Below are 15,988 nucleotides of genomic sequence, written 5' to 3' on the forward strand. Positions count from 1 at the left end.
AGACTCCTTTTTAAATCATGGTGAATCAGGTTAAATGACGTGTGTCATTATTAAGCGGTTATTTAATACTGCTTATTACTGCGAAAATTTACTGCAAAAATATTACTACAAAATAACGGTGTGATTAGTCTATGGGGCTTATCAGGAGAAATTCAACCTTCCCGGTAAAGCCATCAGTACCAAATCCGGTTGATGTTGGCTATAGCGCCGATAGCTTTCAGCAATAGACGCGGGAGTTTGTTCTGGCAACATCGCTTGAAAACCCAGAGACTGATAAAAATCTTGCAGCGGTCCTAATGAAAAACAATAGCAGCCCGGATGCTCAGCAGACTGTAAGGACAATTGCAGGGTTTGCTTTAATAGTAAACGCGCTAGACCGCCACGCCGACGGTGCGGTACAACACACAGGTTGCGCATCAACCAGTAATCCTGTTGTGGCAGAAATCTTACCGCTGCATGTAACTCTGATGACGGCATCTCACGCAATGTATACACCTGTTCCAGGCGTCCGCAGTGAATCTGATAACCACAGTGTTTATAAAAACGATTGACCAGTGGATATTGCACTGGCAGAGGTTTTTCCAACCGATAATGTTCAAGCATACGGGAAGAACAACTATTCAGCGTCGTGAGGTAAGAGCAACAGGTTATTTATCCTTATCTGTATCGCCGGGATTATCCTCCAGATCCCCGAGGTCCAAAAATACATCATCATTATTACTGGTGCCGGTATCGTCGATAGGAATGTGTGCAGCAGGATCATCCGCTGAAACATCTATACCCAGAGGCGTTTGACCCACTTCCTGCATGGCCAACTTTTCATTGGACGAGACGGGCTTATCCGGTGTTTGTTCCAACTCATCCAACTCTTCAGTTGCTTTACTGCTGACGATCATGCGATAGGCAAAAAATGCCAGACCGAATACCAACAGGTTAGCCAATACAACGCCCGAATAAAGTACCCATTTACTCACACCATCAGTTGCTACTACAGGTTCAGGCTGCGGCTCGTCTTGCGTTTCCGCTTCTGGTTCTTCCACCACCTCTGGTTGCGGTTCCGGCGTAGCCGGTGGATCTTCAGCAACAGATAGAGGATTGATAGGATCATCCCCTTGCGGATAAACAAAATATTGTATCGGTAAAACTTCCTTAAATTCCGCACCATTGTTGCGTTTACCCGATACCGTCAACTCAATACTGTAACTGGATTCCACTGTCGGCGTTACGCGCAGCTGCCATTGTTGTTGATCGTTGATAGATAAGGGTTGCGACTCGCTGGTTCCGGCAGCATTTTTAATATTTGCATCAATGCGGGTGTTGGCGATATCCACCAACTGGGCGTCGGGCGCCACGTTTACCAGATAATGCAGACGCTGATCCTCGATCACTTTTTCCAGTGTTACGTTAAAGGGTGAGATCACCGAGACATGATGTTTAAATTCCCGCTGAAATGTTTTTCCATCAATCACAACACGAACGGTATATTCACCTGCCTCATCAAAAGTCGCCAAAGATTGTTGGTAGACACCATCAATGGGGGGATGGCGTTTACCCAGAGGAATTTGCCATTGTTGTTCGTCGTGATGACGCTTGATTTGCGCATGCATCGTCAACAATCCGAGAAACTCTGCGCTGGTTATGCGTTGTTTTTCTTCCTGAAAGAAAAATTGTAAATCCAGCGATTGGCCGACCAATAGATTGTTTATCAGCGGCGCAACCTGTAATTGAAGATCACTGACCACCGTGACTCGATTATCGGGATCAATGTCGGCTTTAAGTTGCCATTCTCCCGGTGCAGGTTGCTGCACAGTCACCAGGTCATAATTATCCGTGCTGAACCAGTTAACCTGGTCTTCCGCATTTGTCGACGTATAGGAAGTACCTTCCGGCGAGATCAGCACCGTCGGTGCTGCATCGGCTTTACGAAATGTCAGCACGGTGAATTCCTTGACACTGTCATCCACCAGAAATTTATTGCCCTCCAGCGGCAAACGTTCTGCGGGAACAGCCTGGTCAAAAATCCGCAAAAATGTCGTCATCAACTCATCAGCGGTGTCGGCTACGGCAAAGACGCCATCAGTACTCAAGGAAAGCGCCTGCATCAATTCCTGGTCCGCTGCGTCGGACAAGGCAATGGTATGAATAATATATCCCGCTGACTTTAACGCCGGTAAAAGTTCATTGAGGATGCGCGACCGTTCCCGCTGATTACTGTCGGCATCGAGGCTGATATCCACGACCCCGTCGGTCAACAGGATAATGTTATTGCGATAACGTTCAGACAGTTTTTCACGGTCCCCAGTCAGCTTCTCACGATCATAGCTACTCTGCTCAAGGGCTTCGCCGATGTTGGTATAGAGTGCTACAGACGTAATACCGGCGGACTTGCTCGCCGCTGTCTTGATCCAGTCATCATCAACCGGGCGATGCGGCACCAGCATGTTGACTGATTGCCCGAACGTCCAGATACCCGCCTGGCTGCCCTCGGGCATAAGTTGCACCAGCAACTCCATCGCTGGCTTGCGCAAATTCTGCGGATCGGTTTTTTTCATGCTGCCGGATATATCAATCAGTAGGCGCACATCGGCAGGCAAAGGTTGGGGCAAATCCTTGGATTGGGCAGCCGAGTGAATACTGGCAATCGTCAACAACATAAAAGCTAAGCGGGGAAGAAAGCGCATGTTGGGCCTGTTTTTATCTGAACGGACTTCAGTATTACCTAAAGCATATGGCCCCGAGGCGGCATTAAAAGTCGTCTGTTGCGGAGAACAGCCCGTGTTGCGAAACACTCGGCGAACCGGGGATATCAGCTTAGTTATAGCAGTCACGACGTGATTCGCAATCTTTAACGGCGAGATTCGCAGTTCGTCGAACCAAAGAAAGGGGGAACGAGACAGAGGAAAAGCAGGCTTGCCGGTGATGGTGCACCACCGGCTCGGCATCAACTAACGTTCAGCCCGCAGGGGAATATCGCCATCGGTCTGATCATCAACATACTGGCCATCTTCCGGTTCGGGCTCGCGGTAACCGGGTGTCGTCACCGGTTTATGCCCTGAACCCGCGAAGAAGCGGCGTAAAGCCAATTGCACCAACAGGGAAACGATCAACCCTGCCAGCCAGACGCCGGATACCACCATAATGATGGGCATCACCGCATCCAGGCCGTCAGTAAGGCCTTCAAACACAATAAAGAAAATAGCGGGAGCCATCAGCATCTGCTCGGCATCCACGGCATAAGGCGTGAGCAACAGGGCCAATACCGAAACAAAGAAAAAAAGCGCCCACTCGCGCCCGAAACGGCGGAACAATAACCAGGCTGCCGCCGCACAACCCACTGCGCCCACACCGTAAATCGTCCACGCTAACCCATAACCATCCACAAGCGACTCCTCTGCGGGTTAAACCCAGCGAATAACATAATCTTCAAGATCTTCTTCGGCGACAGCAGATTCCGCTACCACCTTTCCTGCGACGGACATCCCCGCTTTGTGCACACTCTGCGGGTCACCCGAGACTAGCGGGTGCCAGTCAAATAGCGGCAGGCCCTCATCAATTAACCGGTAGGCACAGGTGTCTGGCAACCAGTAGGTGTCTTTCACTGAATCCGGTGTCAGCACCACGCAACCCGGCACTAACATCTGGCGATGATCGTAGGCTTTACACTGGCACCGCTCATGATCCAGATACTCGCAGGCCACGCTGGTGTAGAACACATCGCCGGTATCTTCATCTTCCAACTTATGGAGGCAGCATTTGCCACAACCGTCGCACAACGACTCCCATTCAACCGGGGTCATTTCTTGCAAGGTTTTTGCACGCCAGAAGACTTGTGCTGCCATAACCTCAGCCCGATAACTTACTGTTGTGCCCACGCATCAGACGCATCTCATCGGTCACGTCGGACAGCGGCGGCAGTTGCAGATAATACCCCTGGGTTTGCAGGCTTTCGATGACTTTTTCCACGGCGGCCCGGGCCAGTTTTTTCTCTGGCGTCAACACCAGCACCATCGCTTGCTGCGGTTTGCCGAAACGCTGCAACAGTGCTTCCGGGACACGGCTAAGCCCCTCGTCTTTATTGACGTACAGGTACATCCCCTCTTCTTTGGGGCTGCGGTAAATTTCACTGATCACTTTCATGGTTTGGCTCACTGGTGGGCACAATCGGCTCTTGGGCTAGCCGCAATAAACTTTCACCGATCACCCCATGGCGCCAGCCGAGCAGGCGTGCTGGCAACACGTAGGTACCGCCTTTCATGCCGGAGCGAATGATGGCTTCGTATTCTTTTTTGCGCAGCAAAATTTCCGGCGGCAAATTCAATTGCTCTGCCTGTTCGCGCACATGGTTTTTCAGGCGTTTCAGCAAGGGCCCTTCCTTCTGCGCCAGGGGCGGATCGAGCCGCGCTGGCCAGGCATCAGCATTCAGCTGCAATGTCTGGCGGATCAATTGCAGCAGGGTTTCTCCGTCGTGTTGCAGGGTACGGTGAGGGATATCCGGAATGCGTTGCAGTGCCGCCATATCCTGAGGCTGCTTGCGCGCCATCTCCCATAATGCCGGCTCCTTGATCAAGCGATTGCGCGGAATATCGCGCATGCGCGCTTCCGTTTCCCGCCAGATGCTCAGCGCTTTTAATATCGCCAGTTCCTGCGGGCGCAGCTTCCAGGCAAAACCCACCTTTTGGTAGGCCTCATTGAAATCCTCCGCTGCCCGTGCGGCAGTGACCAGCTCCGCACAATCATCTTTGACCCATTGCAAACGCTGGGTGGTTTTCAGGTCTTGCAAGAGTTTGCCGTAGACAATCAGCATGTGCGCCACATCGAGAGCCGCATACTTCAGTTGAGCAGTACTTAAAGGACGCTGCAACCAATCGGACCGGGTTTCTTCTTTGGGAATATCGGTATTGAGTACCGCCTTGACCAACCCCGCATAACCAATAGAAAAACCATAGCCCGCAAAGGCAGCAGCAACCTGCGTATCAAATAACGGCGACGGCACTATGCCGAGCAGGCGGCGAAATACTTCCAGATCTTCGGAGCAGGAATGCAATACCTTGGTGACCGCCTCATCCAGAAAGAGCTCACACAAGGGTGCAAAGTCTTTGATCGCGATCGGGTCAATCAGATAACAACCTTTCCCGTCACCGACCTGGATCAAACCGGCGATAGGATAAAAGGTACTGCTGCGCATAAATTCGGTATCAATCGCGATAGCGGCCTGTTGCCGCCATTGGGCGCACAAGCGGGCCAGCTCGGTATCCTGATCGATCCAGATGGGTTCGGTGGGAATCAACATTAAACGTGTCTTCGACTTGAAAAAGCGTGGGCGAGCGTGCCGCCATCAATAAACTCCAACTCACCACCCAAGGGAACGCCGTGGGCGATGCGCGATACCACCACCCCCAGCTTTTTGGCGCGCTCGCTGATATAAAACGCGGTGGCCTCGCCCTCTACCGTAGGGTTGGTCGCCAGGATGACTTCCTTGATAGGTTCGCTTTGCAATAGTTGGATCAACTGATCCACGCCGATATCTTCAGGGCCGATGCCATCGATAGGCGACAAATGCCCCAGCAACACAAAATATTTGCCCTGATAACTGCCCGCCTGCTCGATAGCCAGCACATCTGCCGGCGTTTCCACTACGCAGAGCAAACCGGTTTCGCGGCGGGTATTGCTGCAAATGCCGCACAGGGTTTGTTCCGTCAGGGTACGACAGCGCTGACAGCGCCCTACACCTTCCACAGCCTTATGCAGACTGTGCGCCAGGCGTTCGGCACCTTCACGGTCGCGCTCCAGCAAATGCAAGGCCATCCGCTGCGCTGATTTAGGGCCGACGCCGGGCAGGCAGCGCAGCGAGGACATCAATTCATCAATTAAGGGGCTGAACATGGATCAATCTCGCGTTACGAGTCGCAGGCCAGGGCCTTAAAACGGCATCTTGAAATCCGGCGGGATACCCATGCCGGCAGTCATCTTTTGCATGTGTTCACGGCTATGGGCTTCGACCTTGCGCACCGCATCGTTAACTGCAGCGGCCAATAGATCCTCCAGCATTTCCTTGTCTTCGCTCAGCAGGCTGTCATCAATCGCGACGCGCTTGACGTCATGGCGTCCGGTCATAACCACTGTCACCAGGCCAGCACCAGCCTCACCTTTCACTTCGGCGCTGGCCAGCTCTTCCTGCATCCGCTGCATCTTGCCTTGCATCTCCTGGGCTTGTTTCATCAAGTCACCCAAACCTTTCATAACACCACCTCTGCTGTCATTTAAATAGCGCTGTCGGCATCAACCCACTGGCGTAATGGAATCTTCACGCAGGGTTGCGCCAAAGTGTTCGATCAACTGTTGGACAATGGGGTCGCTCTTGATGGATGCAACCGCATCAGCCTGGCGCTCCTGGCGATGACGGATTGCAATGGCGGCGGGCGTCTCCGTCGTAACCTGACCTTGTTGGATCACCACCTTGACCCGTTCAATAAAGTAATCGCTCAACAGGTCAGCCAAGCGTTGCTGATGCCCTTCGTCGTATAGCGTGCTGTTGGCGTTATCCAGAACAAATGTAAATTGGGTGCCCTGGCGCTCTACCATCTGACAGTTGGCCGCCGTGCTTTGCAAAATGCCGGTTACGCCCAATCCGAGGTAAATCTGTGGCCAGGTTTCCGGCCCGGCCTGATCCAATGGGATTTTTGGTACAGGCGCCTTTTCAGGCACTTTATGTGCTGGAGCCTCTTGCACAGGCGTCCGTTGTACGGGCGCCGTTGGTGCAATTACCGTGGGTTTAGGCTCCTGAACAGGCTCAACAACCGGTGGCGGCGCACTGACTGGCGGCGCGGGTGCCGCCTCAGGCTTTTTTGGTGATAAATCCTCTTGCTCAGGATATTCAACTGGCGATTGCAGGTATTCCGCGTAGTCAGCAGCAGCTCCCGCATCGGCATCGTCGTAGGGGCCATCAAAAGGCGGCGGTGTTTGTTTTGCGGCTTCCTGGACGGGCGGCGCTTGCTGCACTGGCACTTGGTGAGCCGGCGCCTGCGCAGACGCTGGTTGGTTGGGGGGCGAAGTTTCCTGTTTTGGTTCGTCGGCTGAGACTGACGTTGGGAGTTTCTCCGGCGTTGTCTCCGGCGCCGAAACAGAATTGCTTTGCGACGACTCGGCAGGCGATGTTGATGAGACTGCAACCGGCGAAGCCGGTGCACGGCTGGCCGCTGGCAGGCTATTGGTCGGTATTTCGAGAACGCCCTGGGGCTTGAACGCCAGCATCCGCAACAGGACCATCTCAAAACCGGCGCGGGGGTCCGGTGCCAGCGGTAAGTCGCGGCGGCCCAGCAACGCCGTCTGGTAAAACAATTGCACATCTTCCGGTGGCAGCCTTTGCGCAAGCGCCATGATGCGCTCGCGGTCGCCGTAACTGTTATCCACCGCTTCCGGTAATGCCTGGGCAATGGCCACCCGGTGTAACACCGACAACATTTCTGCCAGGGCACTGGCGTAATCAGGCGCATGTTCGGACATACGCTCTACCGCCGCCAACACCGCCCGACCATCAAGTGAAGTCAACGCATCCACGATCTCATATACAGCGCCCTGATCAATCGTGCCGAGCATCGCCCGCACTTCCGCTTCGGTAATCTTGCCGGAGCCGTAGGCAATCGCCTGGTCAGTCAGGCTCATGGCATCGCGCATGCTGCCATCAGCAGACCGACCCAGTTGCCACAAGGCAGACTCCTCAAATGGCACCAGCTCTTTTTCCAACACAAACTTCAAGTGTTGAACAATCCGCTCTGGATTCATGTTTTTGAGGTTGAACTGCAAACAGCGCGACAGAATTGTCATCGGCAGCTTTTGCGGGTCGGTGGTCGCCAGCAGGAATTTGACGTGGGGTGGTGGCTCTTCCAGGGTCTTGAGCAGCGCATTGAAGCTGCTGTTGGACAGCATGTGAACTTCGTCGATCAGGTAAACCTTATAGCGACCGCGGGTCGGCGCGTACTGCACGTTCTCCAGCAATTCACGGGTATCTTCCACCTTGGTGCGCGAGGCGGCATCCACTTCGATCAGATCTACAAAACGGCCTTCGGCAATCTCACGACAGGACGCGCATTGGCCGCAAGGTTCTGAACTGACGCCAGTCTCGCAATTCAGGCATTTCGCCAGAATCCGCGCGATAGTCGTCTTACCTACCCCACGGGTACCGGTAAACAGATAAGCATGGTGTAAACGGTTGTGATCCAGCGCATTGATCAATGCCTGCAACACGTGCTCCTGCCCCACCATCTCACGGAAGATGCGAGGACGCCATTTACGGGCCAGGACTTGATAACTCATGCGACGGCTACTCTCCGGGGAAAAACGTGCCGGGGATTATAGCGGCCAGCGACGGAAATAGACATAAAGGAGGAAAAGGGAAATAAGTTGGACAAGGACAGCGAAAGAAACGGGAGGAAAGATGGGTGGCGACCTAACCAGCCACACCCCGGCACATAACTAACTGCTACCGTTGCTCCCTTCCGGGCCTGGCGGGGTTTACAGGTCATTATTGCGAGGGGACCGGAGAGGTCACCATTGCAGCTTGCATCCAGGCGTGGGCCAGGTTGCAAGAGGCGCGCATTATCCGCAGTTTGGCAGGTCATTGCAAGGCGCTTTGGAATAAGACTGCGGATGCACAACCACATCGCGGGTAAATCCATCGCAACCGGGAAATTAGTAAACATACGCCATATTTGTGGTTAACGGGTCGTTCAACAACTTGTTATTTCCTTTTTTGGCCGCATTCAACTAGGCTTGCGCTGAAAATGTCAGCCGTCAATTTTTCCCTACAACAGGAGTTAGACCCTATGGCAACAGTGACCCTCAAAGGAAATCCCTTTAACACCAATGGCAATTTGCCCGCCAGCGGTAGCCAGGCCCCCACGTTCAAATTGGTGAAAACTGATTTGTCCGAAGTTGCCCTGGAGGATTTGAAAGGCAAGCGTGTTGTACTGAATATTTTCCCCAGCGTCGATACTCCCACCTGTGCGACGTCTGTGCGCACCTTCAATGCTGAAGCAAGCAAGCTGGACAACACGGTTGTGGTTTGCGCATCACAAGACCTGCCGTTTGCACTGGCCCGTTTTTGCGGTGCTGAAGGTCTGGACAAAGTTATTCCTGCGTCAGCATTTCGCTCCAACTTTGCCAGCGATTACGGTGTAAAACTGGTTGATGGTCCCTTGGCCGGGTTAACGGCGCGGGCCGTGGTTGTGGTTGATACCGACGGAAAAGTCTTGCATACCGAGTTAGTCAGCGAAGTCGCCCATGAGCCAAACTACGAGGCGGCACTGAAAGCGTTAGCGTAATTTTTGCCTTTCCCCTTTCGCAAATTTGGCGGCAGGTATTGAAAATGCCCGCCGCCAAATATTGCTAAACCTCTGAAATTGAATGTCACTGAAATTTAAAACTCCAGCAACTTAATCCCAGTAATAAAACCCCGATATCACATGGATTTTATGCCGGTTGCAGTGCCTGCCCGCGCGCGTTGTCTCCCACCTGTTTGCGAATCTTTTGTGCGGCGCGAATAAGATTGCGACTGTTGGTGCCGGAGACGGGATATTCGCTGAATCCCCATCCCCACGGATACACCATCGATTTACCATCGCTCGTTTGGCTTCGACCTAACACCTTCATCAATTGACGCAATCGCTCCACCCGGGTGTCGGTATTCATTGGCGGCACTATGACCATAAAACTGTTGTTGCTGTACCGCACGATCAATTCTGCATCGCGCAATTGCTCCTGCAATGTATGAGCAAGATGTCGAACCAGGGATTGAACATTTTCCTCACCGTAGCTTTGGAGCAAGTCACGATAATCCGTGAACTCAACATACCAGAGGCCGAAAGGTTCCGGTGCGTTGTCGGTGTCCCTTACTGTCAGCTTCTCTAAAACCCGCGCTTCCAGAAAATTACGGTTAGCCAAACCGGTCACCCGGTCATAAAACGCCGCCTGATGGACGGCTTGTTGACGTTCACGCATCGCCGTGCGGACGCGTTCCGCTTCGCGGAGATCCCGGTATGCCATGTATAACGCCAGCAGCAAAAAAATGCTGGCCGCTATGGCGGTGGGGATACCCATCCAATCGCCACGCAAGCTGTTGGCCTCCGCCGTAACGGCACCGCTGGGGTAACTGGCAGCAGCCATGCCAGTGTAATGCATCCCGCAGATAGCGGCGCCCATCACCAGGGCGGCGGTGAGTTTCACGGCGAATGCATAGGTGGGCGGGACATCGCGCACCTTGCGACAAATGACCAGCGCCGCGCCCGAAGCTACCACCGCGATGATCCCGGACAGAATCACCAGCGCTGTGTCATATTGGATCGCAGGATGCATCTGCATCGCATACATGCCGCCGTAATGCATGGCGAAGATGCCAGCCCCCATGATCAATGCACTGGCCGCGATGCTGCGCCAGGCGACGGTCGGCAGCGTAATGACATATAGGGCTAAAGCCGAGGCGAGGACCGCGGGTATCCATGACGCCAGGGTCAACCAGGCGCTGAACGACATATGCGCGTGGCCCGGCATGGTATAGGCACTCATGCCGACAAAGTGCATGGACCAGATACCGGTACCGAGACACAAAGCGCCGGCAGCGAGCCAGAATTTACGTGCAGTACCGGAAAGATCGAACAGGCGAGTGCCGAAATAAATGGCGGTGTAGGCAGCAATAACCGCCACACAGTAGGATGCGAACACCAGAATCCAGTTGTAGGAGCCAGACATGGAAGACCTCTATGGTTGGGTAATTCTTGTAGAAAAGATGGAATGAGGGGAAACGAAAAACTAATTTACGCGCCAACCTCCCCGATAGATCATTCCGTTAATAAAGATTTACCCGCTGGATATATCCCCCCGGCTTTTCACATCGCATGAAAACGGCGCAGATTGGTGTCACAGGTTTTACGCACAAGGCTTACCATCAACGAACGTCTGGCCCCATTCATCAAGGAGAGTCCCATGCCTCACAATAAACGGTCGCAACACATTACCCAGGGCGTCGCCCGCGCGCCTAATCGCGCTATGTATTACGCCATGGGTTACGAGAAAGCGGATTTTGAGAAACCCATGGTCGGGGTAGCCAATGGCCATTCGACGATTACGCCGTGCAATTCGGGTTTGCAAAAACTGGCTGATGCCGCTGTGGCAGCTATCGCAGAAGCCGGGGGAAATCCACAGGTCTTCGGAACGCCCACGATCTCTGACGGCATGTCCATGGGAACGGAAGGCATGAAGTATTCGCTGATTTCCCGCGAAGTGATTGCTGACTGCATCGAAACCTGCGTGCAGGGCCAATGGATGGACGGTGTGTTGGTGATCGGCGGCTGCGATAAGAATATGCCCGGCGGCATGATCGCCATGGCGCGCACCAATGTGCCGAGCATTTACGTGTATGGCGGGACGATCAAACCGGGCCATTGGCAGGGGCAGGATTTGAATATCGTGTCGGTATTTGAAGCGGTGGGTGCCTACACCGCCAACCGCATTGATGCCGTGGAGTTTGAAGCGATCGAGCGCAACGCCTGTCCGTCCAGCGGGTCCTGCGGGGGGATGTACACGGCAAACACCATGAGCGCAGCCTTCGAAGCCCTGGGTTTATCGCTGCTGGGTTCTTCCACTATGGCCAACACGAATGCCGAGAAGGTGACCAGCGCCGCTGAATCCGGCCGGGTGTTGCTGGAGGCCATCAAACGCGACATCAAACCACGCGACATCATTACCCGGGAGTCGATCGAAAATGCGGTGGCGCTGATCATGGCGGTGGGCGGTTCCACCAATGCTGTGCTGCATTTCCTCGCCATCGCACGAGCCGCCGAAGTGGAGTGGACGCTGGATGATTTTGAGCGGGTGCGTCAAAAAGTCCCCGTGTTGTGCGACCTGAAACCCTCCGGTCAATATCTGGCGGTGGATTTACATCAGGTGGGTGGCGTACCACGAGTATTGAAAGCCTTGCTTGAGGTGGGCTTGTTATTTGGCGATTGTCTGACCATTACGGGCCGCACGCTGGGGGAAGAACTGCAGTCGCTGCCAGATACACAAATAGATATGCCGCGCGTGATCTACCCCGTCTCGGCGCCCATCTATGCCCATGGACACTTGGCCATTCTCAAAGGCAACCTCGCCGTGGACGGCGCAGTAGCCAAGATTACCGGCCTGAAGAGTCCCAAAATTACCGGCCCCGCGCGGGTTTTTAACGATGAAGACAGCGCGATGGATGCCATCCTCAACGACCAGATTCGTGCTGGCGATGTACTGGTATTGCGCTACCTGGGTCCCAAAGGCGGGCCGGGCATGCCAGAGATGCTCGCACCAACATCAGCGTTAATTGGTAAAGGCCTGGGCGATAGCGTGGGTTTGTTGACCGATGGCCGTTTTTCCGGCGGCACCTGGGGCATGGTGGTCGGGCATGTTGCGCCGGAAGCCTTTGCTGGTGGAACCATTGCATTGGTTCATGAAGGCGACCTCATCACCATTGACGCAGATACCCTGAGTTTGCATTTGCATGTGAGTGATGAAGAACTGGCGGCACGACGTGCGGAGTGGAAACACCCTGAGCCACGTTATACCCGTGGTGTACTGGCCAAGTTTGCGCGGCTGGCGCGGCCGGCAAATGAAGGGGCGACGACGGGTGATGGTTAGCAGTATCCTGGAAAATTTTTACCACAGTAAAAATTGACCCCGGTTTTTACAAAAAACAACCGGGGTCAACAACGACACTGTTTATAAATCCGTTCAACTAGACATTATTGTTATTGCGCGGTAATGCGAAACCAGTTGATATTCCAATTACCCGCCGCCGCAAAAATTCCCACGTTAAACGTCCCTGCCGGGAGTTGCACCGAATGGGAAGCCGTCGTCCAATTTTGCCAGCCACCCGTGTTAGGAATCGTGACTTCACCGAGCAAGGTTGTACCGCCGTTGAGATCGAGCGATAGGCGCCCCGTCGCCACCGGACTGGCAACGCGGTATTCAACCAGATAATTTCCTGCAACCGGAATATTGATACTGTTGAAGGCCATCCAATCGCCGGTATCAATCCAACCCACATTTTGCCCACCGCCGGTATCCGTTGTAGTTTCCAGTCCGACGCCTGTCATAGTGGAATAACCTTCCGCTTGTTTCGTCAGCGTAAAACCGCCGCCCTGCACCGGAATTAATTCCCAGTGTGATGACTGCTGGTTATCGTTTTGCCACTGGTGAACATTCGCACCAGCGGATGCGCTGTCACCGTCAACCTTGAGGCTTTTGCTGCTGTGGGTGACGATTAGCTGATGATACTGGCCGACCTTGTAGGCAATAAATTTCTGATGTGCGCCGCCAACATAATCCCAAATATGCAGATTCGCACCGTTACCATTGCTCACACCGTTGATGTCCAGAGCCTTGCCTGTTCTTACGTTGCGAATGGCATAAACGCCATCACCCTGATGAACAAATTCAAACTGCTGACTTTGCGTGCCGTTGTAATACCACTGTTGCACATTGGTGCCGTTGGCGGGATTGCCGTTGTTCACATCCAGGTACAGACCGCTACTGCGATTTTTAAGGAAAAAGCGGCCGGCTAATCCAGCATCACCGAAGGGTTTTAATTGTAGGGAGGAAATATTGTCATTAAAGCCATTGTCAGCGAGGCAGGTATCGGTCGCAGTCGCGGTATGAACCTGACCGGCGAAATTATTATCTTTAAAAAATTTCACCTGATAACCCGGCAATAGTCTGAACGATGACATCTGATCATTCACAAAGCCGACCGATTGCAATTGGCCAAGTGCGTGATTGCCCGTGGCAATGCCCACCGCATAACCACCAAAGTCACAATGCTCATAAATCGTCAGGGGTCCGGTGACGGGTTGCACCGTATTGAATTTAAAATCCGCTTTTGCTTTGGTGTATTGCGTTTCCCATTCTGCGGGCCATCCAAATGCCTCGGTCGCCAGTGGTTTCAAATCAACACCCGCAGCACCGCTCCAGAAGTGCACGAATTCACCCCAGTTCATCGCGCGCGAATAATTATCGCCGTTTTTAGGAAAGTGTTGCGCCAGCAATTCAAAGTAACGATTCAATACCTGATTACCGCCGTACTGCGAATAGATGGGATAAAACCAATCGCGAAACCAGTAGGTGCCGGCACGGGGGAAATTATCGACATTGTCCATCAAATCGTTGTAGGTGCTGTTGGCAACACTGGTCATGCCGAGGTTGAGAAACACATCGTAGTTAAAAATTTCAGCCCACTTGCTATCCTTCCATAGGCCAAAGGCCGGCGAGCCATGCACGCCTTTGGAACCCAACTCGACAATGTGTGCAATCTCATGCGCGATGACATCGATATTCCAGCCACTTTCACTGTGCCAATCTCCAGCCTGGCCGATATCGATCACATTGCGGTAATCGTGATGCGCATCCCACCAGGTCGATGGGTGACCGCCGCCATATTTACCGGCGTGGAAGATCGCGTACAAACGTTCCTGCCCGCCAAAATCGCCGTAGGTCTCTTTGGTGTAACGCCAGACATCACCGGCAAAGCGATTCATCCAGGTGATATTGCGATCAACATCGTTATCGTAATAAACCGCCACGTCATCGTCGTAATAAACTCGCGTGACTAACTGGTTGTGCTCGAACCAATGCTCTTGCCAGGTTTCCGGTGGAATTTCCTGGGCAAACACTTGAGTCGATAGCGGCACCGCCAGGGCTGCACCACAGAGTAATAATTGCCGATATAATTTTTTAAAATTCATTATGAAAATCCTTTGAAGATGTTTTTAGAAGCCATCTCCTTATGTACTTGATCGCTGACCGATAGCGACCAGGGTCCTGCCGCCAGCATAATCAGAATATTGTTGCCGGGCAGGACTGAGTTCAAATAACAACGAACCTCCACCGGTAAACAGACGGACGGAGGTTTAAGAGGAATAAACAGGCCGTTTTTGCGGAGTAAAAAAGTAAAGATGGGTTTAACCGAGCGGCGTTAGCGAAACTTATGCGACCTGCTTCACACCAGAGAGATTTTTCAGGCAATGTGCTTTAGCCAGTTTCAAAAAATCCTGCACAAAAGGCGCGGATAATTGTTCCTCGCGCACCGCCGCATACAATGTCGGCCACACGCCTTGTTCCCCGGCGGAGCGCACGCTGATCAATGCCTGGTTCACATATTCTGCCAATACCCAATTGGGTAAGGCACAAACACCACGTCCACTGGCAACCAATTGCACCATCATCAAGGTTAATTCCGATGTGCGCACGCCTGCGGGCGCGACGCCAGCGGGATCGAGAAAATATTTAAAGATATCCAGACGACTGCGTTCGACGGGATAAGTAATGACGGTTTGATCCGCGAGGTCTTCCGGCTGCAAAAAACGTTTGGCATGCAGCGGATGTTGATTGGCAATAGCAATCTGCATCTCGTAGCTGAACAAGGCCACATACTCAACGCCTTTGATGGGTTGCGGGTCCGAGGTAATCACCAGATCTACCTCGCCCTGCGCGAGGGCCGGCAGTGGTTCAAACATAAACCCGCCGGAAAAATCCAGTTCAATAGCGGGCCATTGATTGCGATATAGATCAACCGTCGGCATCAACCAGTTAAAACAACTGTGACATTCGATAGCCATGTACAGACGCCCTGCTTCGCCGTGCAATAATTTTTGTACATCACGCTCAGCCTCACTGACTTTGGCGAGCACGTCATCAGCCAATTGCAACAACCGTTTGCCCGCTTCGGTAAAACGCAGGGGGCGGCTTTTGCGGACAAACAATTCACAGTCCAAGCGGTTTTCCAGCTCTTTGAGCTGATGGGATAAGGCTGATTGGGTTAAAAACAAACGCTCTGCCGCTTCCACCAGGCTGCCGGTTTCGCGCAGGGCTATCAGGGTTTTCAGGTGGCGAATTTCGATCATATCAACCTCGTGTCATGGTACTGGTCGGATTAGGCCGCGGTGCGGCTAATTCGACCCAGGGTTTTACGATT

General features: G+C 53.1%; 14 protein-coding genes and 1 other RNA gene. 2 read left to right on the forward strand and 13 right to left on the reverse strand.

The annotated features are described in order from the left end of the window. Positions 1-141 precede the first annotated feature (141 nt). The 10 genes from CBR65_RS06540 to ffs all read right to left on the reverse strand — a co-directional run bounded on the left by CBR65_RS06540 (position 142) and on the right by ffs (position 8,541). Positions 142-603: a GNAT family N-acetyltransferase gene (locus tag CBR65_RS06540; RefSeq protein ID WP_087466118.1), complete on the reverse strand. Its 462-nt coding sequence runs from the start codon at positions 601-603 to the stop codon at positions 142-144. Positions 604-647: 44 nt separating this feature from the next. Then, positions 648-2,681, reverse strand: coding sequence for a vWA domain-containing protein (locus CBR65_RS06545; RefSeq protein WP_157671992.1), 2,034 nt, complete (start codon positions 2,679-2,681; stop codon positions 648-650). A 264-nt stretch (positions 2,682-2,945) separates the two neighbouring features. Then, the gene (locus tag CBR65_RS06550; RefSeq protein ID WP_087466120.1) at positions 2,946-3,380 is read right to left on the reverse strand and encodes a hypothetical protein; all 435 of its coding nucleotides are present in this window, start codon (positions 3,378-3,380) and stop codon (positions 2,946-2,948) included. An 18-nt stretch (positions 3,381-3,398) separates the two neighbouring features. Further along, complete coding sequence (locus tag CBR65_RS06555; protein ID WP_087466121.1) at positions 3,399-3,839, reverse strand: YcgN family cysteine cluster protein; 441 nt, start codon at positions 3,837-3,839, stop codon at positions 3,399-3,401. Positions 3,840-3,843: 4 nt separating this feature from the next. Further along, on the reverse strand, positions 3,844-4,137 hold the full coding sequence (locus CBR65_RS06560) for a YcgL domain-containing protein (protein WP_087466122.1): 294 nt from the start codon (positions 4,135-4,137) through the stop codon (positions 3,844-3,846). Then, the gene (gene rnd, locus CBR65_RS06565) at positions 4,121-5,290 is read right to left on the reverse strand and encodes a ribonuclease D (protein ID WP_087466123.1); all 1,170 of its coding nucleotides are present in this window, start codon (positions 5,288-5,290) and stop codon (positions 4,121-4,123) included. The genes CBR65_RS06560 and rnd overlap by 17 nt, the downstream gene beginning before the upstream one ends. Then, complete coding sequence (gene recR, locus CBR65_RS06570; protein ID WP_087466124.1) at positions 5,290-5,883, reverse strand: recombination mediator RecR; 594 nt, start codon at positions 5,881-5,883, stop codon at positions 5,290-5,292. Before recR ends, rnd begins: the two co-directional genes overlap by 1 nt. 36 nt (positions 5,884-5,919) lie before the next feature. After that, a complete protein-coding gene (locus tag CBR65_RS06575) occupies positions 5,920-6,240 on the reverse strand; it encodes a YbaB/EbfC family nucleoid-associated protein (RefSeq protein WP_087466125.1) in 321 nt (106 codons plus the stop codon). A 39-nt stretch (positions 6,241-6,279) separates the two neighbouring features. After that, the gene (gene dnaX, locus CBR65_RS06580; RefSeq protein WP_087466126.1) at positions 6,280-8,313 is read right to left on the reverse strand and encodes a DNA polymerase III subunit gamma/tau; all 2,034 of its coding nucleotides are present in this window, start codon (positions 8,311-8,313) and stop codon (positions 6,280-6,282) included. Positions 8,314-8,445: 132 nt separating this feature from the next. Continuing rightward, positions 8,446-8,541: signal recognition particle sRNA small type (gene ffs / locus CBR65_RS06585), an RNA gene on the reverse strand. A gap of 281 nt (positions 8,542-8,822) precedes the next feature. Between ffs and tpx the strand changes: the two genes are divergently transcribed. Beyond that, positions 8,823-9,320, forward strand: a complete 498-nt coding sequence (tpx, locus tag CBR65_RS06590; protein WP_087466127.1) for a thiol peroxidase — start codon at positions 8,823-8,825, stop codon at positions 9,318-9,320. A gap of 148 nt (positions 9,321-9,468) precedes the next feature. On the opposite strand, the gene CBR65_RS06595 is transcribed toward tpx, so the two are convergent. Next, on the reverse strand, positions 9,469-10,743 hold the full coding sequence (locus CBR65_RS06595; RefSeq protein WP_198300885.1) for an MHYT domain-containing protein: 1,275 nt from the start codon (positions 10,741-10,743) through the stop codon (positions 9,469-9,471). Between the two features lie 234 nt (positions 10,744-10,977). Here CBR65_RS06595 and ilvD point away from each other — a divergent pair, with 234 nt between their 5' ends. After that, the gene (gene ilvD, locus CBR65_RS06600; RefSeq protein WP_087466128.1) at positions 10,978-12,657 is read left to right on the forward strand and encodes a dihydroxy-acid dehydratase; all 1,680 of its coding nucleotides are present in this window, start codon (positions 10,978-10,980) and stop codon (positions 12,655-12,657) included. 110 nt (positions 12,658-12,767) lie between these two features. On the opposite strand, the gene CBR65_RS22440 is transcribed toward ilvD, so the two are convergent. After that, on the reverse strand, positions 12,768-14,759 hold the full coding sequence (locus CBR65_RS22440; RefSeq protein ID WP_087466129.1) for a carbohydrate-binding protein: 1,992 nt from the start codon (positions 14,757-14,759) through the stop codon (positions 12,768-12,770). A 240-nt stretch (positions 14,760-14,999) separates the two neighbouring features. After that, the gene (locus tag CBR65_RS06610) at positions 15,000-15,917 is read right to left on the reverse strand and encodes a LysR family transcriptional regulator (RefSeq protein ID WP_087466130.1); all 918 of its coding nucleotides are present in this window, start codon (positions 15,915-15,917) and stop codon (positions 15,000-15,002) included. Positions 15,918-15,988: the final 71 nt, after the last annotated feature.

Source organism: Cellvibrio sp. PSBB006 (genome assembly GCF_002162135.1).
In the GTDB taxonomy this organism is placed as follows: domain Bacteria; phylum Pseudomonadota; class Gammaproteobacteria; order Pseudomonadales; family Cellvibrionaceae; genus Cellvibrio.

What these genes read in the sequence shown, in the direction of transcription:
- CBR65_RS06595 (WP_198300885.1), bottom strand. Translation starts at nt 10,743, where the DNA reads ATGTCTGGCTCCTACAACTGGATTCTGGTGTTCGCATCCTACTGTGTG.
- CBR65_RS06560 (WP_087466122.1), bottom strand. Translation starts at nt 4,137, where the DNA reads ATGAAAGTGATCAGTGAAATTTACCGCAGCCCCAAAGAAGAGGGGATG.
- recR (WP_087466124.1), bottom strand. Translation starts at nt 5,883, where the DNA reads ATGTTCAGCCCCTTAATTGATGAATTGATGTCCTCGCTGCGCTGCCTG.
- CBR65_RS06610 (WP_087466130.1), bottom strand. Translation starts at nt 15,917, where the DNA reads ATGATCGAAATTCGCCACCTGAAAACCCTGATAGCCCTGCGCGAAACC.
- dnaX (WP_087466126.1), bottom strand. Translation starts at nt 8,313, where the DNA reads ATGAGTTATCAAGTCCTGGCCCGTAAATGGCGTCCTCGCATCTTCCGT.
- rnd (WP_087466123.1), bottom strand. Translation starts at nt 5,290, where the DNA reads ATGTTGATTCCCACCGAACCCATCTGGATCGATCAGGATACCGAGCTG.
- CBR65_RS06575 (WP_087466125.1), bottom strand. Translation starts at nt 6,240, where the DNA reads ATGAAAGGTTTGGGTGACTTGATGAAACAAGCCCAGGAGATGCAAGGC.
- CBR65_RS06555 (WP_087466121.1), bottom strand. Translation starts at nt 3,839, where the DNA reads ATGGCAGCACAAGTCTTCTGGCGTGCAAAAACCTTGCAAGAAATGACC.
- CBR65_RS06540 (WP_087466118.1), bottom strand. Translation starts at nt 603, where the DNA reads ATGCTTGAACATTATCGGTTGGAAAAACCTCTGCCAGTGCAATATCCA.
- ilvD (WP_087466128.1), top strand. Translation starts at nt 10,978, where the DNA reads ATGCCTCACAATAAACGGTCGCAACACATTACCCAGGGCGTCGCCCGC.
- CBR65_RS22440 (WP_087466129.1), bottom strand. Translation starts at nt 14,759, where the DNA reads ATGAATTTTAAAAAATTATATCGGCAATTATTACTCTGTGGTGCAGCC.
- tpx (WP_087466127.1), top strand. Translation starts at nt 8,823, where the DNA reads ATGGCAACAGTGACCCTCAAAGGAAATCCCTTTAACACCAATGGCAAT.
- CBR65_RS06545 (WP_157671992.1), bottom strand. Translation starts at nt 2,681, where the DNA reads ATGCGCTTTCTTCCCCGCTTAGCTTTTATGTTGTTGACGATTGCCAGT.